19 protein-coding genes are annotated in these 24,753 nt (G+C 47.6%); 7 read left to right on the top strand and 12 right to left on the bottom strand.

Going from position 1 to position 24,753, the window contains the following annotated elements:
• Nucleotides 1–200: 200 nt before the first annotated feature.
• The 5 genes from panD to pcnB form a co-directional block, all read right to left on the bottom strand.
• On the bottom strand, nucleotides 201–581 hold the full coding sequence (gene panD, locus WJM45_RS16820; RefSeq protein ID WP_341326212.1) for an aspartate 1-decarboxylase: 381 nt from the start codon (nucleotides 579–581) through the stop codon (nucleotides 201–203).
• Nucleotides 582–676: 95 nt separating this feature from the next.
• A complete protein-coding gene (gene panC, locus WJM45_RS16815; RefSeq protein ID WP_341326211.1) occupies nucleotides 677–1,534 on the bottom strand; it encodes a pantoate--beta-alanine ligase in 858 nt (285 codons plus the stop codon).
• The gene (gene panB, locus WJM45_RS16810) at nucleotides 1,531–2,349 is read right to left on the bottom strand and encodes a 3-methyl-2-oxobutanoate hydroxymethyltransferase (RefSeq protein WP_341326210.1); all 819 of its coding nucleotides are present in this window, start codon (nucleotides 2,347–2,349) and stop codon (nucleotides 1,531–1,533) included. The genes panC and panB overlap by 4 nt, the downstream gene beginning before the upstream one ends.
• A complete protein-coding gene (folK, locus tag WJM45_RS16805) occupies nucleotides 2,350–2,850 on the bottom strand; it encodes a 2-amino-4-hydroxy-6-hydroxymethyldihydropteridine diphosphokinase (RefSeq protein ID WP_341326209.1) in 501 nt (166 codons plus the stop codon).
• 17 nt (nucleotides 2,851–2,867) lie between these two features.
• Entirely contained in the window at nucleotides 2,868–4,211 is a 1,344-nt protein-coding gene (pcnB, locus tag WJM45_RS16800) for a polynucleotide adenylyltransferase PcnB (RefSeq protein WP_341328968.1), read from the bottom strand.
• A gap of 374 nt (nucleotides 4,212–4,585) precedes the next feature.
• On the opposite strand from pcnB, the gene WJM45_RS16795 reads away from it, so the two are divergent.
• Complete coding sequence (locus WJM45_RS16795) at nucleotides 4,586–4,765, top strand: hypothetical protein (protein WP_014147172.1); 180 nt, start codon at nucleotides 4,586–4,588, stop codon at nucleotides 4,763–4,765.
• Nucleotides 4,731–5,222, top strand: coding sequence for an RDD family protein (locus WJM45_RS16790; RefSeq protein WP_341328967.1), 492 nt, complete (start codon nucleotides 4,731–4,733; stop codon nucleotides 5,220–5,222). The genes WJM45_RS16795 and WJM45_RS16790 overlap by 35 nt, the downstream gene beginning before the upstream one ends.
• Before the next feature lie 10 nt (nucleotides 5,223–5,232).
• Here the strand turns inward: WJM45_RS16790 and lptG are convergent, their stop codons facing one another.
• Together lptG and lptF are read right to left on the bottom strand one after the other, a co-directional pair.
• On the bottom strand, nucleotides 5,233–6,300 hold the full coding sequence (gene lptG, locus WJM45_RS16785; protein ID WP_341326208.1) for an LPS export ABC transporter permease LptG: 1,068 nt from the start codon (nucleotides 6,298–6,300) through the stop codon (nucleotides 5,233–5,235).
• Nucleotides 6,297–7,433, bottom strand: a complete 1,137-nt coding sequence (lptF, locus tag WJM45_RS16780; RefSeq protein ID WP_341326207.1) for an LPS export ABC transporter permease LptF — start codon at nucleotides 7,431–7,433, stop codon at nucleotides 6,297–6,299. Before lptF ends, lptG begins: the two co-directional genes overlap by 4 nt.
• A 197-nt stretch (nucleotides 7,434–7,630) precedes the next feature.
• On the opposite strand from lptF, the gene WJM45_RS16775 reads away from it, so the two are divergent.
• From WJM45_RS16775 to WJM45_RS16755, 5 genes are all read left to right on the top strand, one after another.
• Nucleotides 7,631–9,130 (top strand): leucyl aminopeptidase, encoded by a 1,500-nt coding sequence (locus tag WJM45_RS16775; protein WP_341326206.1) that lies wholly within the window; start codon nucleotides 7,631–7,633, stop codon nucleotides 9,128–9,130.
• The gene (locus tag WJM45_RS16770) at nucleotides 9,131–9,559 is read left to right on the top strand and encodes a DNA polymerase III subunit chi (protein WP_341326205.1); all 429 of its coding nucleotides are present in this window, start codon (nucleotides 9,131–9,133) and stop codon (nucleotides 9,557–9,559) included. It begins immediately after the preceding gene.
• 65 nt (nucleotides 9,560–9,624) lie between these two features.
• Nucleotides 9,625–12,435: a valine--tRNA ligase gene (locus tag WJM45_RS16765; protein WP_341326204.1), complete on the top strand. Its 2,811-nt coding sequence runs from the start codon at nucleotides 9,625–9,627 to the stop codon at nucleotides 12,433–12,435.
• Between the two features lie 108 nt (nucleotides 12,436–12,543).
• Nucleotides 12,544–14,262, top strand: a complete 1,719-nt coding sequence (gene pilB / locus WJM45_RS16760; protein ID WP_341326203.1) for a type IV-A pilus assembly ATPase PilB — start codon at nucleotides 12,544–12,546, stop codon at nucleotides 14,260–14,262.
• A gap of 2 nt (nucleotides 14,263–14,264) precedes the next feature.
• A complete protein-coding gene (locus WJM45_RS16755) occupies nucleotides 14,265–15,485 on the top strand; it encodes a type II secretion system F family protein (protein ID WP_341326202.1) in 1,221 nt (406 codons plus the stop codon).
• 779 nt (nucleotides 15,486–16,264) lie between these two features.
• On the opposite strand, the gene WJM45_RS16750 is transcribed toward WJM45_RS16755, so the two are convergent.
• The 5 genes from WJM45_RS16750 to WJM45_RS16730 form a co-directional block, all read right to left on the bottom strand.
• On the bottom strand, nucleotides 16,265–18,076 hold the full coding sequence (locus WJM45_RS16750) for a hypothetical protein (protein ID WP_341326201.1): 1,812 nt from the start codon (nucleotides 18,074–18,076) through the stop codon (nucleotides 16,265–16,267).
• A gap of 84 nt (nucleotides 18,077–18,160) precedes the next feature.
• Complete coding sequence (locus WJM45_RS16745; protein ID WP_341326200.1) at nucleotides 18,161–19,060, bottom strand: hypothetical protein; 900 nt, start codon at nucleotides 19,058–19,060, stop codon at nucleotides 18,161–18,163.
• Nucleotides 19,061–19,159: 99 nt separating this feature from the next.
• Nucleotides 19,160–21,058 (bottom strand): IS1634 family transposase, encoded by a 1,899-nt coding sequence (locus tag WJM45_RS16740; protein ID WP_341325412.1) that lies wholly within the window; start codon nucleotides 21,056–21,058, stop codon nucleotides 19,160–19,162.
• A gap of 151 nt (nucleotides 21,059–21,209) precedes the next feature.
• Nucleotides 21,210–23,042, bottom strand: a complete 1,833-nt coding sequence (locus WJM45_RS16735) for a DEAD/DEAH box helicase family protein (RefSeq protein ID WP_341326199.1) — start codon at nucleotides 23,040–23,042, stop codon at nucleotides 21,210–21,212.
• Complete coding sequence (locus tag WJM45_RS16730) at nucleotides 23,039–24,676, bottom strand: site-specific DNA-methyltransferase (protein ID WP_341326198.1); 1,638 nt, start codon at nucleotides 24,674–24,676, stop codon at nucleotides 23,039–23,041. The genes WJM45_RS16735 and WJM45_RS16730 overlap by 4 nt, the downstream gene beginning before the upstream one ends.
• Between the last annotated feature and the right edge of the window lie 77 nt (nucleotides 24,677–24,753).

Genomic DNA, 24,753 nt, shown 5'->3' with positions numbered 1-24,753 from the left:
TCAATAGGTTATTGAATAATATGCAATAATTAATTTTATGGCACTACAAAGTTAAATTTGGCATGATTTTTAATTATTATATTTCAATAGCATAGGCGGTAGGCACTACACTTGTTAAAGCTGGGCTAGCCTTCTCCCGGAGGGGAGAAGGTGCTGAAGTACCGAAATTTGACGTGCAATAAGTCTATTTGGCGCCGAATTTAAGCCGACTGAATAGGAATGATATGACTGGAGCGAGTGATTTCGTTTTTGTCATTGAAATAGAGCAAGGTAGGCTTGTAATCGGCTAGCTCTTGCTGGTCCAGGATGGCGTAGGCGCAAACGATGATGATGTCGCCTGGACAGGCTAAACGAGCCGCGGCGCCATTAACCGAGAAAATACGCGATCCGGCCTCCGCTTTGATTGCGTAAGTTGTAAAGCGCTCGCCGTTGTTGATGTTGTAGATTTGAATCTGCTCATACTCCCTAATGCCGGCTCGATCCAAAATATCACTATCGATCGCGCAAGAACCTTCGTAACCTAATTCGGAGTAGGTCACGGTCGCCCTGTGTAGCTTGGCTTTAAGCATTGTAGTTTGCATACTATTTACAAGATAAATTCTTTTAGAAACCGGGCATTATCGCTTAATAGAGAGTGCTCTTCAACTTAAAAATAGCGCTTGAAGTTTGCTCGCGGTCATAATGGCGTTTTTGAAAAATAAACATTATCGATCAGGCGGGTTTTTCCCAGCCTTGCTGCCGCAAGTATAACCAACTCCATGTCATCGGCGCCGGCCGGCATTAAACTCGACTGATGGCATACCGAAAAATACTCGGGTTGTAATCCCGCTTCCCGCAATGACAGCATAAACCTTTTTTCCAGCGCCGGGTAGTTTTGTTCGCCCGCTAATATGCGATCGCGCGCCTGGCATAATGAACGATAAAGGGCGGGGGCTGTAAGTCTTTCCTCCGCTGACAGGTAGCCGTTACGCGAGCTCATTGCCAAGCCGTCAGCTTCTCTAACCGTTTCGATGCCGCGAATTTCGACCGGAATGTTCAGGTCTCTAACCAATGCGCGAATTATGGTCAGTTGTTGAAAATCCTTTTCGCCGAAGAATGCCAGATCCGGTTGCACGATATTGAATAACTTGCAAACGATAGTCGCGACGCCGTCGAAGTGGCCGATTCTTGTTTTGCCGCAATGCAAGTCCGATATGCCGGATACCGAGACTGAAGTTCTATGGTTTTCAGGATAAATTTCCGAGACCGAAGGTAAGAAAAGTAGGTCGGTGCCGATGGCGTCAAGTTTTTTAGCGTCTTCCGGTTCGGTTCTAGGGTAGTGGTCAAAATCCTCGCCGGCACCGAATTGCGTCGGATTGACAAAAAGGCTGACTACCACCTTATCGGCGGATTCCTTGGCTTTTTTAACCAATTGTAAATGCCCGTCATGTAAGTTGCCCATCGTCGGTACAAAGGCCACGGAGTAGTCGGCTTTTCGCCACGGTTTTAGCGTGTCGCGCAATGCTTCGATTGTTGTGACTGTCGATAGGCTCATTGGAAGCTGTGCTCTTCGCTCGGAAAGGCGCCTTGCTTGACGGCTTCATGAAAATTTTTTATGGCCATTTCGATACTGGAGACATCTTGCATGAAGTTTTTAGAAAAACGAGGCCGCTTGGCGATGCCGATATCTAAAATATCGTAAAGTACTAGCACTTGTCCGTCGCAATCGGCTCCGGCGCCGATACCGATTACCGGGATCGTCAATTGCCGGGTGATTTCTTCGGCCAGGATCGCCGGGACGCATTCGAGCACCAATAATGCCGCACCGGCTTTTTCCAGTCGGCAGGCATCGGCAATCATTTGGTCGGCCGCGGATCGTTCGCGTCCCTGTATTTTGTAGCCGCCTAGGCGATTGATCGATTGCGGAAGCAAGCCCAAATGCCCGCAGACGGGGATTCCGTTCTCCGATAAAAATTCGACTAGATCGATTTTAGGGCCCTCCAGTTTGACCATTTGCACGCCGCCGGTTTGCATTAATCGAGCGGCGTTGTCGGCTGCTTGTTCCTTGCCGGCGTAGCTCATAAAAGGCATGTCGGCTATCACGAATGCCCGTTGTCGACCGCGAACCACGCAAGCGGCATGATAGGCCATGTCTTCGATGCCGACCGGAATCGTCGTCGTTTGACCTTGTATGACCATGCCTAGCGAGTCGCCGACCAGAAGGATATCGATGCCTACTTTATCGAGCAGTGCGCTGAAGCTGGCGTCGTAAGCGGTTAGGCAGCTGATTTTTTCGCCGCGCTGCTTCATCGCTTGAAGGTCGGTGATCGTCAATGGTTTGGTCAGAGAAGCGGAAGAATAATTATTCACTTAGGTCAGTCGATGTAGGTCGTTTTTAGGGCATTTCGCGATTAAATCGGTCAGTTTGCCGAGCTCCGGAATCGATAGGTCCGGCGCGATTTCATATAAAGGATATAAAACGAAAGCGCGTTCGGCTATGCCGATATGAGGAACGGTGAGGTCGGGGACTTCAATTTGCCGGTCCCCATAGAGCAGCAGGTCAAGATCCAGTGTTCTGGCTCCCCAGCGTTCGCCCGTTCGAATTCGCCCTTGAGACTGCTCCACGGCTTGTAGTTGTCGTAGCAAGTCTATGGCCGGCAATGATGTTGTAATGGCCATCACTGCGTTGACATAGTCGGGTTGATCCTGAGGGCCCATCGGTGGGTTGCGGTAAAGGCTCGAAAATGCGGTTTCCTTTATATTCGGTAATGACGCGAGGGTTTGTCTGGCGGTCATGAGTTGTTCCGCAGGCCGGTCGAGATTACTGCCCAGACCGATATAGGCCGTTACGAAGTCGGTGTTATTCATCATTATAGAGGCTAAAAATCTTAGTCTTTCGCTGTATCGGCATTGCTCGGTTTATTGGGCCTTGGTCGCCTTCGTTTAAGCGGTTTGCGCTTCGACTTTTGTGCCGGCTGAGTCATTATTTTTTGTTCTGCTTCGCCGGCATCTTGAAATTGGGACCACCATTCGCCGAGCTCTGGGTCCACGCCTTCCGTTTCAATGCGCAGCAATAAAAAATCGTAAGCCGCTCTGAATCTCGGATGGTTTAACAAACGATAGGGTTTCGATCCTCGTCTTCGTGTAAATCTGGGTTGCAGGCTCCAAACTTCGCGCATGGCTAAACTAATCTGACGAGGTAATGAAACGCGCTTGACTTGTTCGGAAATCAGTTCGTTGGCGGCAACTTGAAAGGCAATGTTTTCCGGAACGCCTTTTTCTATTTGCTCTTCGGCATAGGTTTTTACCGCGTCCCACAAAAACGCCGCGAATAAAAAGTAAGCGGTAACGGTCTTGCCTTCGGCGACTCGGGTATCTGAGTTTTCCAAAGCCCTGATCAGAAAGAGTCTTGGAAAGCCTTGTTCTTCGACGGACAAACTGCGCTCGACCGCCGGGAACAAGATTTGAAATAAGCCGTAATGGCGTAGCATTTCAAAAGTTTGTAAGGCATGGCCTGATAGAAATAGCTTTATTGCCTCGTCGAATAAACGAGCAGGAGGAATGTGATACAGTAGCTCGGCAAGGTCGGCTATCGGTTTCTCGCAGTCCGGATGCAGGGTAAAGCCGAGTTTAACGGCAAACCGGATCGCTCTCAGCATGCGTACCGGATCTTCCCGATAACGGGTTTCGGGGTCGCCGATTAGGCGCAATGTCCCTGTCGTATGATCGGCCATGCCGCCGACGTAATCGGTAACCGAAAAATCCCGAATATTGTAATAGAGCGAATTGACTGTGAAGTCGCGTCGCCAGACATCTTCTTCAATCGTACCGTAGATATTATCGCGCACCAATCTGCCTTCATCGTTGAGCAGCAGGTCGTCGTCCGGTCCTTCTCCGGCATTGCCTCGAAATGTGGCGACTTCGATAATTTCACGCCCGAAATGCACATGCGCCAAGCGAAAGCGCCGGCCGACCAATCGGCAGTTGCGGAAAATTTTGCGCACCTGCTCGGGATGGGCGTCGGTCACGACATCGAAATCCTTAGGCTCTCGGCCTAATAGTAGGTCTCGAACGCAACCGCCAACCAAATAGGCTTCAAAGCCGGACTTTTTGAGTCGGTATAGCACTTTCAAGGCATTCTCGCTGATTTGCGATCTTGAGATATTATGCTCGGAACGAGAATAAATTCTAGGTGCTTCCGGCTGTGAAACACTGTCACCTTTCGCCGGTATTAATGGGGTTCCGGTGCTCGAGGAAATGATTTTTTTAAAAAAGTTTAAAATGGCCTTTGTCCTTGGTAACTTATAACGAGTTAACTTTTTTCGGAAACCGTCATCCTATCGATGTTTGGTCTTATGTGTTGTATTATGATTACTGCACACCATTTCCGGCTGAAAACAGCTCTATAACGCAATCATATCATTTGAAGCAATTCAAGCTCAATCCGCACGATTCTTTTTACTTTCCCCTTTTGAATATAGTAGAATTTCGGCCAACAATAAGTTGCGTTAGTATTTTGTTGTAAAATCGGCGGCGGTGCTAGGCTTGGCGCTTTTCGAGACAAACAGTTCTTGTTCATAAAACTTAAACAGCATTGAGGTATTTCATGTTCAAAAAGATCATCAGCGGCTTAATCGATAGGCCTTTATTAACCAGCCTTTTTGTAACGGACTTGACGATTTTGCTGTTTCACAGACCGCCTTTTATATTTTCATTGTTAATGCTCGGAGCGTTAACCGTAATGAGTATGTATTTCGGTCAAAAACTGGCGCTGTTCAAGGAATAACGTTATTTTCGGCGACTCAATCAATAAAGCCGGCTGCTCCGAGATAAGGCCGGCTGGTTTTTTTCGCCGCATCGCGGCATTGCTTTACGATGGCTTACTTTTATTGGCGGTTCTTTTTGTGGCAACAGCCGCAGGCCTTCTTTTCAATCATGGCGAAGCATTTGCTTCGGATAATCTTTATTTTCACGCCTATCTAATCCTGGTCAGCTATTTCTTTTTCGGCTGGTTTTGGACGCATGGCGGACAAACCTTGGGCCTTAAAGCCTGGAATCTCAAAATTCTTACCGAAGACCTTCAATCCATCACTTGGATGCAGGCAGCAATCCGATTTATTGGCGCGATACTTTCCTGGAGTGTTTTGGGACTAGGCTACATTTGGGTGTTAATCGATAAAGACAGCCGGGCATGGCACGACCGGTTGTCGCGAACGGCGGTATTTTTCGTCCCGAAGCCTTAGCCAAAGCGCATTATCTCACCTTTCTGACCGCATAAAGCGCCAATGAAAATACTATGGCGCTCGGTAATACCGACATGAATGCCGGATTTAAATGGTAGATCAAACTTACATGACCGGTAATTTTATCGATGATGTTGAAGCTCATGCCGATAATGATACCGATCATCATTCGACTGCCTGTACTTATGCCGCGTCTAACGCCAATGACAAACGGCGTTGCTACCAACAGCATGACGAAAATTACGAACGGGTTGACAATACGTCCCCAAAACGCCAATTCGAAGGTTTCGGATTTTTGCTTATTATCCTTTAAAAAATCGATATACAGGGCAAGGTCGTATAAGGATAGGTTCTCAGGTTTAACGACGACGACATTTAATAGCTTGGGATCGATCGAAGACTTCCATGGGCGGCTTTCGATTTTCGTCGTCGTGACTTGTTTCTTGGAAATGCTGCTTTGCTCGATGTTTTTCAATTGCCACTGTTTGTCTTGTTGAAAGATCGCTTCACTAGCTGTAATGGCGCTATGCAAAAAATTCCGGTCGTTTAAATCGTAGATATAGATTTGAGCAAGATTGCCATCATCCTTGATTTCACGGACATTGATGAATTTCGTTCCTTCTCGCAACCATAAGCCGTATCGGCTTTGTGCGATGAAATCTCGATCTAGTGCGCTCATTTTTAGAATGCGAGCATTGCGTTCGGCAGTGGGTGCGATAAATTCGCCGACCATCACGGCGAAAACCGCGAGGATAGCCCCGGCCAGCATGACTGATTTGACAATGCCGAGTACTGAAATTCCGGATGCGCGCATCGCGATCAACTCACGGTTATTGCCCATTGCGCCCAAGACAAACAGGCTCCCCAATAAGGCCGAAGACGGAACTAATTCATAGAGAACCCTTGGGCTTGTTAGCGCAAGGTACTTAAAAATCTCCTGTAATCCATAGTTTCCTTTGTCCAAGGATTTTAATTCGTCGGTAAAAGTGAATAAATTAAATAGCGTCAGTAGCAAGACCAGTGCGATCAATGAGCCCTTCAATACTTCTTTGACGATGTAGCCGGTCAATACATTCACAATTTTACCTTTTCCTGAATTTTGATAAGGACATAACGCCAACTATAAAGCCTAACCAATAGCGCAACAGCCAGTATCGACAAGACTAAATCGACCCAAATTCCACCGAACCATAGCGGTATTTTTTCTTTGACCAGCCAGCTATGATTGATGCGAGTTAGGTTGCCGTAACTGAAATATATTAAAAATGCCACGAACATATTGCCGTAAACGCCGCCCCTCGGGGAGATTTGTGCAAGCGGCACCGCAAGAAGCGCCAAAAAAACAATGCCGGTAGGTATGCTGAGTCGCCGGTGCAATTCGGCCAACTCACCAGGGGCTTTGGTTTTCCACAATTCCTTGGTCGGCATGGCTTCTAGGTTTAGCACGACCGCACGGTTTCTTTCTTTCAGCCTGACCGCATATTCGGCGAATTCTTCTATCGTATAATTTGCTTCTCCCGGCTTACCTAGGACTCTGCGGCCGTGCTCAAGAATTAAGTACAGACCGCCTTCCAAGTCTTCAAAGCGTCCGGTTTCGGCGCCGATAATCGCGGTTTGGCCGCCTTTTCGGTGCTGCACGAAAACTTGTTGCATTATGTCATCGTCGTCAATCTGTTCGACATAAAAAACCAGGTCGCCATGCTGGTATTCGCTGAAGCGTCCTGCCGCAATGCCTCGGATATCGGCAGATTTTTCATCCTCGGCCATCATTTCCTTCGTGACGGTTTCGGCCCAAGGCCCCACATAAAACGATAAGCCGGTTGCAATTACGGCAAGCGGAAATGCCATGATAAACACCGAGCGATAAATCGATCCGGCTCCGCCGCCGGCGGAAAATATTGCCGACATTTCTTGATCTCGATACATTCGCCCGACCACCATCAATACCGCCATAAAAAATGCGGCCGGTAAAAAGGCGATAGAAGCCTCGATCATTTTTAGGCCCAGAATATTCAGCAACGTTTTGTTCGAAATGGCTCCTTCGATAGCCTTTTCCAGTATTCTGATAAAGCGTCGGCTGACAATGATGACGACGATAACCGATAGTACCGCCGTTAACGTTCGCGTTAAATCGGCCACGATCATGCTATCCAGTACCGTGATTAGCGGTTTATGACGTGACTTGTATCCATTATTCCAATCAGTATTCAAAAAAAACCGCTCCTAAAAATAACTAAACACCAGTTGAAACCTGCTCTTACGCCAATAGACAGACAAGCCATTTTCCACTTTGTAGAAAAATCGCTTGCTGTATAATCCGTACTTAACGAAATTATGCTCAAAAGCGCTCTCAACTGCTTGAGGCTTATTATTTACCATTATCACACCTAATCAAGACATCGCACATTATGGACTATTCTATAGAAAGCCTTCCATTAGACAAACTGCAAACCGACTGTATTATTGTCGGTCTTTATGAAAATCTAGCGCTTACTCCGTCTGCGTCTCATATTAACCAGTGTTCGCAAAAACTGATAAGCCGATTCATCGAACGCGGCGATTGCAAAGGGAAAGTGGGCGAAATCGCTTTGATTAATTGGTTGCCGGACACTTCTTTCGCGCGCGTGCTGTTGGTTGGCCTTGGCAAGGCCGAAGAAATGAACGGTAAAAACTATCGTAATGCGTTGGCCGCCGCGATAAAAACCGTCCGTGATTCAGGATTGAAATCCGCGGCCTGCACGCTGGTTGAAATCGATGTCAAAGACAGAGACTTGGCTTGGAAAACGCGTCAGGTTATCGAAGTCTTCGATGATGCCTTGTATCAATTCAAGCATTGCAAGACGGTTATCGAAAATGAATTTAAGACCGACCGTATCAGTATTGTGGTTTCCGAAAATCAACAAGCCGAAGCCCAAACCGGTTTAATGCAAGGACAAGCCATTGCCGGCGGCGTTTTACTGGCTAAACAACTAGCGGATTTGCCGGGAAATATTTGCACGCCGGCGTATCTGGCCGAGCAAGCGCAAAGTATTGCCGAACGATTTGCTTCGATGAGCGTGGATATATTGGAAGAAGCGGATATGGAAAAGTTGGGCATGGGGGCGTTGTTGTCCGTGTCTCGGGGTAGTCGTCAGCCGGCCAAATTAATTGCGCTCAATTATCAGGGCGGCGAAAAACACGGTAAACCGATCGTGTTGATCGGAAAAGGCTTGACCTTCGATGCCGGCGGTATTTCCTTAAAACCGGGACTCGGCATGGATGAAATGAAATACGATATGTGCGGAGGCGCGAGCGTTCTTGGAACTTTACAGGCCGCCGCGGAAATGCAGTTGCCGTTGAATATCGTAGGTTTGGTTCCCTCCTCGGAAAATTTACCGGACGGCGATGCGAACAAACCGGGCGACATTGTGACGAGTATGTCGGGTAAAACGATCGAAATACTCAATACCGATGCGGAGGGGCGTCTGCTCCTTTGCGACACGTTAACGTATGCGCAAAAATTCGATCCGGATACGGTCATCGACATGGCAACTCTGACCGGAGCCTGCATTGTCGCGTTAGGGCGTGTGCCGAGCGGTTTGTTCGGCAATGACGATGCGCTCTGTAATGATCTGGTTAAAGCCGGCGAGACGGCGAGCGACAGTGTTTGGCGCTTGCCGCTTTGGGAAGAATATCAAGAATTGCTGAAATCCAACTTCGCCGACATGGCCAATATTGGCGGTAAGGATGCCGGCACGATTACCGCGGCCTGTTTTTTATCGAAGTTTGCCGAAAACTTCCGCTGGGCGCATCTTGATATCGCCGGCACGGCTTGGCGCACGGGGCTAACCAAAGGAGCGACCGGGCGCCCTGTGCCTTTGCTGGCGCAATATCTGCTGGACCGATGCCGAGCCGTAACCGGAGCGTAAATGCCCGATATCGGTTTTTATATCTTGGCATCCCGGTCCGAACGCGATAGGCACTTATTCGCTTGTAAACTGACCGAAAAAGCCTATCGTAGCGGACGGCTATGCTACCTATTGACCGAAGGCCCCCAGCAAAGCGCGATGCTTGACGACCTACTTTGGACATTCAGACCCGGAAGCTTTGTACCGCATCAATTATACAGCGGCATGGCGCCCGATAGGGCCCATGCCGTTCTGATCGGACATGATGGCGTGTCTGACGATTGGCGCGATATAGTCATTAATCTGTCGACACGCATTCCGGATAATTGGATGAATAGCGAACGTATCCTCGAAATATTGGACGATAGCGAAGAAAGCAAAGGCCCCGGTCGAATACGCTATCAACAATATCGCCAAGCCGGGCTATCCGTCGTCACGCATAAAATGTAATGCGCCGGGCTTCGGTTTCCAAGCCAACTTCTACCGATTTCTCTAAATACAAACAACGCATAAACATGGACAAGACTTACGACCCTCATTCAATCGAACAACGCTGGTATCAGGCTTGGGAAGAAAATAATTATTTTGCGCCGCGGCAGGATGGCGAATCTTATTGCATCATGATTCCTCCGCCGAATGTCACCGGTAGCTTGCATATGGGCCATGCATTTCAAGACACGATCATGGATGCGTTGACGCGTTATCATCGAATGAAAGGTTGTAGCACGCTGTGGCAACCCGGAACGGATCATGCCGGCATCGCGACGCAAATGGTCGTCGAGCGTCTGGTCGAAGCCGACGGCAAGACGCGCCATGATTTCGGGCGAGAGGCCTTCATTGAGAAAATCTGGGAATGGAAAGAAGAGTCCGGCGGGACGATCATGCGCCAGTTGCGCCGAATGGGCTCGTCACTGGATTGGTCGAGGGAGCGCTTTACGATGGACGAGGGCATGTCGGACGCCGTTCGCGAGGTATTTATCCGGCTCTATGAAGAAGGTTTGATTTATCGAGGTAAGCGCTTGGTCAATTGGGACCCGGTGCTACATACAGCCGTATCCGATTTGGAAGTGTTGTCCGAGGAGGAAAACGGTTCGTTATGGCATATGCGTTATCCGCTGACCAACGGTACCGGTCATCTCGTTGTCGCGACAACACGCCCGGAAACCCTGCTCGGCGACGCCGCGGTTGCGATTCATCCGAATGACGAGCGCTATAAGCATTTGCTCGGCGAGTTTGTCGAACTGCCTTTGACCGGGCGGCGCATTCCGATCATCGCCGACGAATACGTCGATCCTGAGTTCGGTACCGGTTGCGTCAAAATCACGCCGGCCCATGATTTTAACGATTACGAAGTCTGGCTGCGACACCGCGATCAAAGCGTCATACAGGCATTGCCGCATGGCGGGCTGATCAATATATTCACGGTCGATGCGCAAATCAGAGATAACAAGGACGATCCGGATCAACTAATACCGCATCAATATTTTGGGCTTGACCGTTTCGACGCGCGGAAACAGGTGGTTGCCGACCTCGAAGCTCAGGGCTTGCTCGAAAAAATCGAAGACCATAAATTGATGGTACCGCGCGGCGACCGCTCCGGCAGCGTGATCGAGCCGTTCTTGACCGATCAATGGTATGTCAAAGTCGCGCCTTTGGCGGAGCCGGCTATCGAAGCGGTCGAAAACGGTACGATAAAATTCGTGCCGGACAACTGGAAAAATACCTATTTCGAGTGGATGCGCAATATCCAGGATTGGTGTATTTCTCGGCAAATCTGGTGGGGGCATAGAATTCCTGCATGGTACGACGACGAAGGTAATGTCTATGTCGGCCGTTCCGAACAAGAAGTCCGCGCGGTGCATAAGCTCGACGACGACTATCCGCTACGACAGGATGACGACGTTCTCGACACCTGGTTTTCATCGGCGCTGTGGCCTTTTTCGACCTTAGGTTGGCCGGAGAACACGCCGGAATTGGCCAAACACTATCCGACCAGCGTACTGGTGACCGGTTTCGATATTATTTTCTTCTGGGTCGCACGGATGATTATGATGGGCCTGAAATTCCGGGGCCAGGTGCCGTTTAAGGAAGTCTACATACACGGTTTGATCCGCGATGCCGAAGGGCAGAAAATGTCCAAGTCAAAAGGTAATGTGCTCGATCCGATCGACTTGATCGACGGTATCGACCTGGAATCGTTGGTGCAAAAACGCATCTCCGGCATGATGCAGCCGCATTTGGCTAAGAAAATCGAAGCCGCCACGCGTAAACATTTTCCCGACGGCATACCTTCGTTCGGTACCGATGCGTTGCGCTTCACGTTCGCGTCATTGGCGTCGACCGGCCGCGATATTCGTTTCGATTTGGCGCGTACGGAAGGTTATCGTAATTTCTGTAATAAACTGTGGAATGCCGCGCGCTTCGTGCTGATGAATACCGAAGGGCACGATAGCGGCCTAGGCGATGCCGATTGTGAATATAGTCTGGCGGATCGCTGGATAAGCTCCCGTTTGCATGAAGTGACCGCAACGATTCGCCGCGACATCGAGACTTATCGTTTCGACTTGACGGCTCAAGCGATCTACGAATTTACTTGGAACGAATATTGCGACTGGTATTTGGAATTGGCCAAAATATCGTTGCAATCCGGCAGCGAAGCTCAGCAACGAGGAACGCGTAAAACGTTATTGACCGTTTTGGAGCAAATTTTGCGGTTGGCTCATCCGCTAATGCCTTTTATCACCGAGGAAATTTGGCAGCGCGTTGCTCCGTTGACCGGTGTTCATGAGGCGACCATCATGCTTCAGCCATATCCGGAATCCGATGCTGAGCAAATCGATGAGGCCGCCGTGCATGAAATCGATTGGATCATGAGCTTTATTCTAGGTGTGCGCAGAATTCGCGGCGAAATGAATATTGCTCCGGGAAAACCTTTGCCGGTATTGTTGCAAAACGGCTCAGGTCAGGACCGTAATTTTGTCGAGAATAATCGAGGCTATTTGGAAAAGTTGGGGCGATTGGAAAAAATTGAATGGCTAACCCAAGATGATGCCGAGCCCGAGTCGGCAATTGCCTTGGTCGGCGATATGAAAATTTTGATACCGATGGCGGGATTGATCGACAAAGAAGCCGAATCGGCCCGGTTGAACAAGGAAATTCAACGCATCAGCAAAGAATTGCCGCGGATCGAAGGCAAGCTTAATAATCCGTCCTTTACCGATAAAGCACCGGCCGAGGTAGTCGAAAAAGAAAAGCAGAAACTCATCGATTTACGATCTACACTTAACAATTTGGAAGCGCAATTGATAAAGATAAAGGCACTTTAATAAGGGGCAAGGTTCAAGTGGCAAGGAGAAATGAGCAAGGTGGAACTTATATCTTGAACCTTAAGCATTGAACCTTAAAGCTTGAACCTCAAACCTCAAACCTCATATATGGTAACAGATTTAATCGACCTGCCGATCGGCGGGCTACCGAAATGTTTGGTACAAGCCGGCCTGATTACCGAAGCGGATATGCAGTTGCATATGCAGGCAGCGAAGAAAGCTAAATTACCGCTGATTAGTTATTTAGTGACTAACAAGTTAGTGGATAGCAAATCCGTGACTGCGAAAGCTTCCAAAGAGTTCGGTATTCCGCAGCTTGATCTCGACGCGCTCGATATTCGTAGCTTACCTATCAATCTAGTCAGCGAAAAACTGATTAGAAAGCATCATGCTTTACCGTTGCTTAAGCGTGGAAACCGGTTGTTTTTGGCGGTTTCCGACCCCGGCAATTTTCAAGCTCAGGACGAGATAAAGTTCCATACGCGCCTGAATATCGACACGATTCTGGTCGAAGAAGATAAATTGTCTAAGGCTATCGAGACATCGTTGGAAGCTGCCGATACCACGATGACCGATTTGCTGGATGCCGACCTGGAGAATTTGGAAATTACCGGCGGCGATCACGAGTCGACTGAAGACGAGGCTGCGAGCGATGTGGACGATGCGCCTATTGTTCGTTTCGTCAATAAAATTTTACTCGATTCGATTAAAAAAGGGGTTTCGGACATTCATCTTGAGCCTTATGAAAAAAGTTTCCGAATCCGCTTTCGGGCGGATGGTATGCTCTATGAAGTGGCAAGTCCGCCTCCCAATATTGCAGGCCGGATTATTTCCCGTATCAAGGTCATGGCTAAAATGGATATCGCCGAGCGGCGCGTGCCTCAGGACGGGCGGATTAAGATGGCGCTGTCGAAAAATCGGGCAATCGACTTTCGGGTCAATAGTTGTCCGACATTGTTCGGCGAAAAAGTCGTACTGCGTATTCTCGATCCGACCAGCGCGCAAATCGGCATCGAAAAACTCGGCTTTGAACCCATTCAACAACAACGATTCCTTGAGGCGATCAACAGGCCTTACGGCATGGTTTTGGTAACTGGCCCTACCGGTAGCGGTAAAACCGTTACCCTTTACACGGGCTTGAATTTGCTCAATAGCGTCGAACGGAATATATCGACCGCCGAAGATCCGGTTGAAATTACGGTGCCGGGTATCAATCAGGTCAATATGAATCCGAAAGCCGGGTTGACCTTTGCCGGTGCCTTGCGGGCTTTTCTGCGACAAGATCCGGATATCATCATGGTCGGTGAGATACGGGATTTGGAAACCGCCGAAATTGCCGTCAAGGCCGCTCAAACTGGCCATTTGGTATTATCCACGCTGCACACTAACGATGCGCCGCAAACGTTAAATCGACTCGTGCAAATGGGCGTGCCGCCGTTTAACATCGTTTCGGCGGTGCATTTGATCATGGCTCAACGCCTCGCAAGACGTTTATGCGAATATTGTAAGGTAAAATCCGATTTACCGGATTCGGTGTTGATTTCGGCCGGTTTTAAGGAAGAACATGTAGGAAAATTGAAAATTTTTACGGCCAATCCTAACGGTTGCGAACATTGCACTAGCGGCTTCAAAGGCCGTGTCGGTATTTATCAGGTTATGCCGATCAGCGAAAATATGCGGAAACTGATTTTGGAAGGCGGCAATACCATGCAATTGGCCGCACAAGCCAAAGCCGAAGGCATCAACGACCTGCGCGCGTCGGGTCTTGAGAAAGTCAGTCAAGGCATCACTAGCCTGGAAGAAATCGACCGGGTCACTAAGGAGTAATTATGTCTGAACAAGTCGAACAAATTGATTTCATCTGGGATGGCAAAGACAAAAGCGGGAAGCGCACCAAGGGGGAAATCGCCGCGAAATCCGAAACCGTTGCGCGGAGCGAATTGCGCAAGATGGGTGTGCGCGTCATTAGTGTCAAGAAAAAACCCAAGCCCTTGTTCGGCGCGCGTGTCAAAGCCATTACGCCGGGCGATATCGCTATTTTCAGCCGGCAACTCGCGACCATGCTTGAAGCGGGTGTGCCGTTGGTGCAATCGTTCGATATCATCGGGAGAGGGCATGAAAACCCGAGTATGCAAAAGATGTTGCTAGACATCAAGTCAGATATCGAAGGCGGCGATACCTTGGCCGAAGCGCTGAAAAGAAGACCTGTTTATTTTGATGAGCTTTTTTGTAATCTGGTCGAATCTGGCGAACAGGCCGGGGTGCTTGAGACATTGCTCGATAAAATTGCGACCTATAAAGAAAAAACCGAATCGCTCAAGAAAAAAATTAAAAAAGCGCTGACCTATCCGATTGCGGTGCTAGTTGTCGCGTTTGTCGTTACTGCCATTTTGCTGATTTTCGTCGTGCCGGTGTTCGAAGAGTTGTTTCAGAGCTTCGGAGCCGATCTGCCCGCTTTTACGAAGATGGTTATCAGTCTTTCTGAGTGGATGCAGGAATGGTGGTGGATAATGGTCGGTAGTATCGTGGCGGCTGTCTATACGTTTAGTTATTTCCATAAACGCTCAAGACCGTTCAATCATTTTCTTGACAGAACCTTATTGAAGATACCGGTTGTCGGGTTGATCTTGAATAAATCGGCCATCGCACGCTTCTCCAGAACGTTGTCAACAATGTCCGCTGCCGGCGTTCCGTTAGTCGAAGCGCTGGAATCGGTTGCCGGGGCTTGCGGAAACATTATTTATGCCGATGCTGTATTGAAGATGCGCGAAGACGTCGCGACCGGCCAACGCCTGCAATTTGCCATGCAGCAGACCGTTTTGTTCCCCCACATGGTCATCCAAATGGTCGCGATCGGTGAGGAATCCGGTTCGATAGATACGATGCTGAGCAAGGTTGCCGATTTTTACGAAGAAGAGGTCGATAATTTGGTAGATAATCTCAGTAGTTTGATGGAGCCGTTGATCATGTCGGTGCTGGGTGTCTTGGTTGGGGGATTGATCGTCGCGATGTATCTGCCGATCTTTAAAATGGGCGCGGCAGTGGGTTAAAACTAAAGACCTGAGTTATAACTGAATCTGAAAATAACTTGAATGATGATCTTTAAGGAAAGTAAAGATATCTTTTTCTTTCTTTTTCTTTCTTTTTCTCTGCTAATCTTTTACCAGAGTACGCCTTGTAATCTCTCTTTAGCGCCCCAAACTTTTCTTCTGACAATAAGTATTCAAATGCAAGGACAACGCGACCTTATTATCTGGATCCAGATCCATAATGACTTTATTTCCAATATTCGAAAGATCGTCATTCTCACCGTATTCAATGAATAGCTTGAGTGAAATCCCTAATAATGTTGGAATATCACCTAGAGCATCATCATTTTCAATTTTGGATTCTAGCTCTTCCTAAAGCAATACTAAAGGCATCAACGGAAAAATTGTTCTTGGCGCTATCTGCTTCAATAAATTTGTCGAGAATAAGCAAAAGCGATGTTTTTCCACAGTTGTTTTTTCCAATAACCACGGACAGCTCATCTTCAGTAACTATTCAGTCCCCCGGAAATTATCGTTCCCACGCTCTGCGTCACTGCCATTAAGTTAAGCCTTTTCTGGTTCCCACGGTCCTCCGTGGGAATCCGTGCCTTGGCTGTCGAAACCAGATCGGTATGCGTTCCCACGCTGGAGCGATGGGAACGAGGAAAAATCTCCCCCAGCCACTCTTTTTCAAAGAGGGGAGTAAAACTCCAAGGACCTTAACTTAATGGCAGTGACGCTCTGCGTGGGAACGCCTGAGTACCGCCCCAGCGGTACGAGACGCTAGAGCGTCTCGGTCTTCATTCCCACGCCGGAGCGTGGGAACGATAGGGGCGTGAATAATTACTATCTTGAAACTCTAGCTCTTTCAGTCGTTCTATTGAAAAAACCGTTTTAGGTTGAAAATAGGTAAAGAAATGGTTGATTTCGAGATTCTCGTCATCCACTCGCTCAAACATATGCTCGACTTCTGACGCTACCTTTCTTGCCCGGCGAATAAACTTAAACAGCAAGTAATTTTGGCTACTATCACCACCCTGTTTAAGCGATTTCAAAAACTCCGATGAAGGTTTTATCTTGGCAGCAGCATAAAGAACCGCCATTGTCACTTGGTAGACATCGTGTAAAGACGGATTTATATCCTCTTCGGAAGTCGTGTAATACAGCTGGCACGCACCTAATCCATAAGATGGCTTAATCCGAACTCGTTTGAGTCCCTGCTCATTAAAGTAACGCTTTGGCGTAAAACTAAAAACGTTACGGGTTATATTAATAACCTGCTCGACATCCCCACTCTTAATCTGAACAAAATCTATATTACCGGCAAATACCCCTAAAATTGTCCTCAGTTCCAAATGAGGTGATAATTCACAACTTTCCGATAACTTTTCTTCTATAGTCTTGATAAACTCTAGTTTTTCTAGATAAAAAGGCGCTTCATCAATCTCATTTTTTTCTATGTTTTCGATTTGTAAAAAAACCCGATTTACGGCTGCAAATACATGCGCCAACTGTATATCAGAGGTAATCAGCTGAACACTTGCCGATGCGGCAAAAATTTTATGAGCATCATGCTCTTCATCAATGATGAGTGTGAAAGAGATGCTCTGTTTTTTAAAGAAAATGTCTTCATCTAAAGCGAAAAATTCACTCTTCAAAAAACGTAGCTGCTCGGAATGAGCATGATGTGCATAACGACCAGCATCATTCTCAGTCAAATACACCTTTCCTCCGAGAATGCAATCGAACGGCAAAGGCTTAAAATAAAACTGACCTTTTTTGTTTTTTACCGGCAATTTGATCGTTTTATCGAACTTGTTCGTGGTTGCCAGCATAATACATGGCTTAACCATCGCCATTGCAAAAGGCACACAATGACAAATGATTTCTTTCCTGAGTTCATCGACGCCGCTGGATGCCGACATAATCTCTGGAAGAGAAACCGCCTTATCATTCGGGTTAAATGCGGCAAGCGCTAAATTATCAAGTACTTTTTCGAGTCTGTATTGCTGATTATTTAATTGATCTTGTAAATCATCAAGAAGACTAAAACTATCATCAGCGATAGTTTTCTCATTCTTAATTCTTCGATTGGTAGAGTCGATATCCCTTATGACGTCCCGAAGATAAATGAGATCACGTTTAAGAGTTCTATCTTTTACACCACGACTGAACCAATCTTGATATCTATCTCGGTTAACTTGCTTCCGACCATCTACACCTGACACCCAACTTTCAAACTCCAAATTGATCAGATCCGCACGAGCTAAGAAACTAACAAATTCGATTCCTTTTTGATGAGCTTTTGTAACAAGGTCAGGGGAAAAATCAATTTGTGACTTTTGGGGTGTTATAAAAATCAGATTATTAAATGATTCCCCCTGACACAGGTCTGTTTTTACGCCTTCTATGAACGCATTAATAACGCCATAACTCTTACCGAAACCGGTTCCATCATTGGAGAAAATTACAGCAGGCTTCTTTTTGGCAGTAACGTCATACAGCTCTGAAGCTTGCTTACGGCAAGCATTTATTTCATCTAATATCGACTTTTCTGGCCGTTTAGCAGGCAAATTTTGATCTTGCCAAAACTCTGTCATGTTTCCTTGCATATTTCGAATACATCCTACTCTTAAGGGCTAGGTGAAGCTTTTTATCTAGTAGATACACTAACTACCATATTATTCAGTTACCACTCACGATCCGACTTTTTTACCAAAACGAATTACGTAATCAGCGAGTTTAAAATTCTCTTTAACCTGATCGTGAGGTATTAATAGATATTTCCATACCTTTCCACCGTTTTCCAATAAGTACTGACTGGCATTTTCACACCACTTCAAAGCCGCATCGGCCTTAGTAAGCACTTTGGGATCGTCCAGTTCATTTTGCGCCTTGGTTTCCACCATTAATACATAATCATCTGTTTCCGCAACAAAATCTGGCACATATTCAGGGTGTTCAGCACCATCTTGATAATAGATTTTGAATTGGCCTTTTGCCGGTTTAAACCATTTTGTAGCATCTCGTTCCAGAATGACGGCAAAACGACGTTCGGTATCGGAATCAAATTTCTGAAGCGGATATAAACATCGGCTAAATCCGCCAAATAGCATCTGTTTGATTTTATTTTTATCGCTCACCGTATCACGGTAATTATGTGCGGCTTGTCCGGCATTGATGGTATACGCGCATTTTTTTAAAGGGGTAAAGCCACTGCGGACTTCGACCTGATAACTGCTTGCCTTTTCCCAATAATGATTGGCCATTTGTGCATGAATGGCTTTCGCTATTAACTGCCGATTACCACTCAATACATTTTTCACCTCATCTTCAGACAAATAACCGTTCAAATGTTCTATCGCCTGCCCCGCCAAATCATAAATTAAATCGGCATGCTCATCGTAAGAGATATCGTCATAATCAATCAGTGCATGCACAATGAAGTCTTCCGGCTTATGAGTAATCAATTCACTTTGTGCGGTTAACGTATCCTGATCATTCGTTTCTAAACTTTGGATCACGATGTCCCGCTCTGAAGGCTGCAGGTTTAAACTGCTTAACTGCAAAGTAAAAGGGTAATAGCCATAGCCCATGTTTGACACCTAACTTTAAAACTCTTTATGAATCAATATTTTATTGGATCATAAATGACCGTAAGGCACTACATAGGCGTTTTTTAAGCGTAATTCGATCTATAGTAGAGTTTTTTGTACACCTCCAGGAAGCGGGTCAAGGCCCAATGTGTGGTAAATCCGTGCTAATTCCGCTTCCGGTTGTGTGCTTTTGCGGATGTGCAGAATACCGCCGTCGGCGCGCCGGAAGGAGGCGGTGACGCGCTGCTGAACGGACAAGATGTCGCGCAGTGTGGACCAGCGGTCGTGAATGCCGTGTTCTTTCAGTTGCCGGCGGATGATTTGCACGAACTGATAGGCCAGGACGGTGATGAACAAATGGCCGTCGACGCGGACTTCTTTGTGATGGTAGACCGGACGAAGCCCGAGTTCGGATTTAAGGCTACGAAACACCGCTTCCAGGTCGGTGAGCATGATATAGGTGCGCCACAGTTTTTCAGCATCCCATTGCGTTTCGTTACTGCGGAGGCAATAGACGCCGGGATGGCTCAGGCGGCTGCCGGCTTTGGGCTGTTTCGACCAGGTCAGGCCGATGACTTTTTCGCCGGTCTCATCCGGGGTCAGTTCGATCGTGTAATGCTGGCCGATACCGTGGTATTTTTCTTGGAGCCGACCGATGCGCTGTTGCAGTTTGTCGAGGCGCTTTTCGGCGCGAGGCTTGTGGAGGCCGTCGGCGATTTTTTGTAATCCGGCTTCGAAGCGCTCGCACAGGTGTTGATTGATGCCGCGCTCTTTTTGTTCGCGCTGTTCGGAGTAGCAATACAAGCGCACTTCTTGGTGTTCGCTGTCGTCGATGCGCTGGATGTGGACGGCGGAGCCGGCGGCGGTTTCGATCGGGATCGCGGTGTCGGCTTCGAATTGCCGAGCGCGTTCGCGGCTGACGACCAGATAGCGGTAACCGTGTTCGCGCAGCCAGGTGAGATTGGCTTCCGTGGCGATGCCTGCGTCCATGACCACCAAGGCGCCGGGTGGTGCACCGAGGTCTTTGAGCATCTCGGCCAAGGTCTTGCCTTCCGAGGCATTGCCGTCGAAGGTCTGGGAACGGCGGACGAAGCCGCTGCCATCGAGCACCAAGCCCAGCGTGACCAGTGGACAGTCGCGGCGCTTTTCTTTGGAGCGGCCCCGTTGCGCTTTCGGATTGGCGGCCGCCGTGCCTTCGAAGTAGGTATTGGTCAAGTCGTATAAGGTAACCGTGGTCTCGAAACCGAACAGATCGTGCACCCGGTTGAACAGCGTGCGTTCGATGACGTCCCGGTGCTTCATCAAAGCGTCTGAAGCCCGATACAACGTGATCGGCTTCATGCGTTCGAAATCGACGTCCAACAGCTCGCCCAAACCGCTGCGCTGACCTAGCCAACGGTGCGTGGCGGCCTCAGAAGCCGGCGCTGCCATGCGCCCGATGATCGAACCCACGACCGCCGCCCGTATCGGCCCGGAGAGACCCAGTCCCATCAGCAGCGAGGTAAAATTGACCAAGTCCATCGCCGCCAAACCGACCTGCTCGACACCGATCGAACGGGGCCTCGCTAATTCCAGCGAGTTCGCATCAATGGTATATATTTCAGCGGGAGTCCGGGACTCCGGTGGCTCCGACGAGACCGATTCCGAAGCCGCCTGTGCGGCTTCATTGACGACACTCATGGCTGGGGTCGGGATCAACGAAAGCCTCACGAGCAATGGCGCGCTTTCCGCCAACAAGCGCGCGGCGATATGTTCCGCGGCCAAGGCCACCGTCTGAGGTAAGTCCGGATCGAATAAACTCGTTTGCAACGATAACAACTCCAGGACACGGCGACATAAGGCCGGCCAAAAAGTGGGCTGGATCGAAAAATGCCGGCCTAGATTCAGCAGTGTGACCTGTTTAACTTTTTGACCGATGCGTTCGGAATGAACCAGTCGATAAGTCTCATGAGGTTCGCCGGTGGCTCTGCAGCGGGTTTGAGTGCGTCGAATAAACATGCCGTCAACTTAGCGCAAACCGCGAGGCGGCGCAAGATGCCTAAGGCATTTTATGGCACTACATTAGCCATTTTCGAGGAAGTCGATTTTTATAGCCCAATGATATCAATTAGTTAAAAAATTAATAATTTTTGCGAATGATAGATATTTACTAGAAAATGTTAAAGGTGGGATAGGTCACCTCGCCTTTCGGAACGACGACAACACGAGGGATATCGATGGTATTTTGCACCATTAATTCTGTGGTCTTGGACACCACGGCAGCCAGATCGACTTTTTCTTCCTCGGCAAATAATGATTGCTGCTGTCCCGTCAACTGCTCGGTTACGGCTGAAACCAACTCCTTTTGCACCTCTTCACTCAATAATGATTGACTGGTCGGAATTTGAGCGGGTTTATGCTGATACTGATTGATGACATGCAAGGCCACTTTTGCCACTTCGGTTTCAGCCACGCCATTAAATATCGGTTTAGCTGAATCCGAAGAAGGATAAACAGTCCCCTTGCTGCCGGTATTGACAGTCCCTGCAATCAAACTGTCCACGTTGGAGACGATTTCAATACTTTCCGTCGTTTCTTCATTTTCCGGCGCATCCAAGATGACCTGTTTTAATCGTAACGGATTTTCAGGATTATTCGCTTCATCGATAATTTCCTGAAAACGATCATGCGCAACAATATTCAAACGATCGACCGGCGCAACCCCCGTTCTTTTACCATAAGGCAAACGCAGACCACGGCCAATTGACTGTTCTATCAGGGTTCTGGCATTAGCGGCTCGTAAAGGTGCGATGGTGTATAAATTGGTAACATCCCAGCCTTCCTTCAGCATGTTGACATGAATGACCACTTCGGTTGGCTCATCGACACTTTCCACCGCCAATAAACGGGTAATCATTTCTTCCTCGGCAGCGCCGGATTGGCTACTGTCGACCTGAATGATTTTGCCGCGATAACGCCCGGCAAAAAACTCATCCGATTCCATTAGTTTGAATAATGAAGCGGCATGCGTGGTATCTCGGGCGATGACCAGCATAAACGGCTTAACGACTCTAACATCATTTTCGTGGGCATAGGTCAATAATTCGACTTTTGTCGATTCATGTAAACGAATACCATCCATCAATTTAATGGTTTCCACTTCCTCTTTCGTATAATTCTTGGCATCGAAATTACGCTGAGTGACGACAGCAGGTTCTTTCACAAAACCATCATCCATGGCACGGGCGAGAGGATAATCCACGACGACATTTTTAAACGGCACTGCGCCGCGGTTACTTTCCACAAAGGGCGTCGCCGTCAGCTCCAAACCAAATAACGGATTCAGTTCGTTGAGTGCGCGTACACCCGCACTGGCTCGGTATCGGTGCGACTCATCCATTAGCAACACCAAATCCGGTAACTGAGCCAAATAATTAAAATAACTGTCGCCTAAATATTCAGATAAGCGCTTTATTCGCGGCGATTTACCCCCGCGCACCTCGGAATTGATCTTGGAAATATTAAAAATATTGATGGAAATAGACGTAAACGCATCGAAAGCACGACCTTTTATCTCATAATCATCACCTGTAATGATCTTAGGTGTGTTAGTCGAAAATTCAGCAATACCTTTAAACACATACTTTTGCGTATTAGGGGTAAAATCCTGAATCAGTTTGTTATAAATGGTTAAATTGGGCGCTAACACAAAAAAATTCTGTATACCCTTAGCCATGTATAAATAACTAATAAACGCCCCCATCAAGCGAGTTTTGCCGACACCCGTCGCTAACGCGAAGCACAACGACGGAAACTCACGTTCAAAATCGGCCAAGGTGGGAAACTGAGATTTCAACGATTGTAAAATCGCTTCAACATCCCGTTTCGGATTCAGCATATCCGGCGCTGACTCTAAAGCATTTGCCAACGCTTCCAGCGATTCACGTTGCGGACTGCGTAAACTCAAACGACCCGACACATTATTCAAAACACGGCTATTCATTCGTCATCTCCATATAAATCGTTTTGCACCGGTTCCGCATCGGGTTGTTCCATTTGCGGCAGGTTAGCGACATTTAAACTGTAATCATCATGCGCCCATTCACAACGGGACATGACCATTTTGGGGATTTTCTTCAAAGTCAGGTTGGGAAAACGATCGGCTTTGCAACGGAATGCAGCGCAGCAGACCAACAACGAACGATCACCGCCGACTTCTTCAGAGAGTTCCTGTAATTGTTCGACAGACAGGTTTTGCGTGGTGACATAAATAAAATCCTGTTCTGTCGAATAACCGTGATTCCACCATTGGCTGTCCGATGGCGCATAAGTGAAACCTTCCAGTTTGCACAAGGCTTCCGCCAACATCGCCGGATTGTAGGCTTTATTGATCACCCAGTTGCCCCAGCGGTCTTTTTCCAGCAACGAGGGCGCCAGGCTGTAATAACGGAAACCGCCGCCACCCTGCCAGTTGACCGCTTTGGAAATGCCGCCCTGGTCTTCGCCGTCGATGACTTTTTGCAGGCGGGGAATGATATGGGTATGGCAGTGTTCACCTAATTCAACCATGATCCAGCGGCGGCCCATTTTATGGGCAACTGCACCAGTAGTGCCGGAACCGGCAAAGGAATCAAGGATAAGATCACCTGGGTTTGAGGCAATATGGATAATTTTCTCTAATAGAGTTTCTGGTTTTGGTGTTGCAAAAGGGTCTGTTTTATTAAACGAAATTACTTCCTTTTTTGCTGCTTGGTTATTTCCAACCTCTTCGTGCTTCCAAACTGTAGTTGGCACAGTGCCACTTCGAACTTTGTTAGCAAATTTTTTTAAACGTGGCACAGGGTTTTTTCCATTTTTTCCCCACCAAATCAGATTATTGGCAACGTTTTTTTCGTGTGACTTTTTATCAAAAGCCCAAACCCTAATTGGTTTAGGCCATACTTCTTCATTTGTATTTGGATTTACAATTGGATAATAAAGATTAGGTCGCTCATCTTTCGATTTTGCACATGTGTAATCTGCTGAACTCCATGCTCCTCTCGGGTCGTTATCTGGATTCTTGAAGTTTTTTTCTTGTTTTTGACTACGAGCTAAAAGATTAGGGTGCCAAGTTTCCTTATTCTTTGAAAATACTAGAATATGATCATGGTTGATGCTTAGCCACTTAGCATCATTTTGTGGAGAAAATTTCTTTTCCCACATTACATTTGCTACAAAATTATTACGCCCAAAAATCTCATCACATAACACCTTCAAATAATGCGCTTCATTATCATCAATAGTTATCCAAAGAGAACCGTCATCGGACATTAAATTACGAATGATTTCCAGCCGATCTCTCATCAGTGATAGCCAGATCGAATGTTCCAACCCATCGTCATAATGCTCAAAAGCATTGCCGGTATTATAGGGCGGATCGATAAACACACATTTCACCTTACCCGCATATTCCTGCTCCAAGGCTTTCAACGCCAGCAGATTATCGCCAAAAATTAGCTTGTTATCGAACTGGTCGTTATCACTGACCCGATGTTTGGCATGATAGGATTTTTCCGGGTCTTCCAATAAAATCCGAGGTTCCAACTTCGGCCGCTTATCCTTGCCGATCCAGGTCAATTCCAGTTTAGTTTTGCTCATTATTTCTCCGTAGGTGCGAATTTATTCGCACGGGTATCAATTTTGTTCTGTTTTTTTTGTGCGAATAAATTCGCACC

This window comes from Methylotuvimicrobium sp. KM2 (assembly GCF_038051925.1).
GTDB lineage: Bacteria > Pseudomonadota > Gammaproteobacteria > Methylococcales > Methylomonadaceae > Methylotuvimicrobium.
The sequence above is the reverse complement of the archived record's forward strand: the minus strand, read 5'-3'. Positions and strand labels throughout refer to the sequence as shown.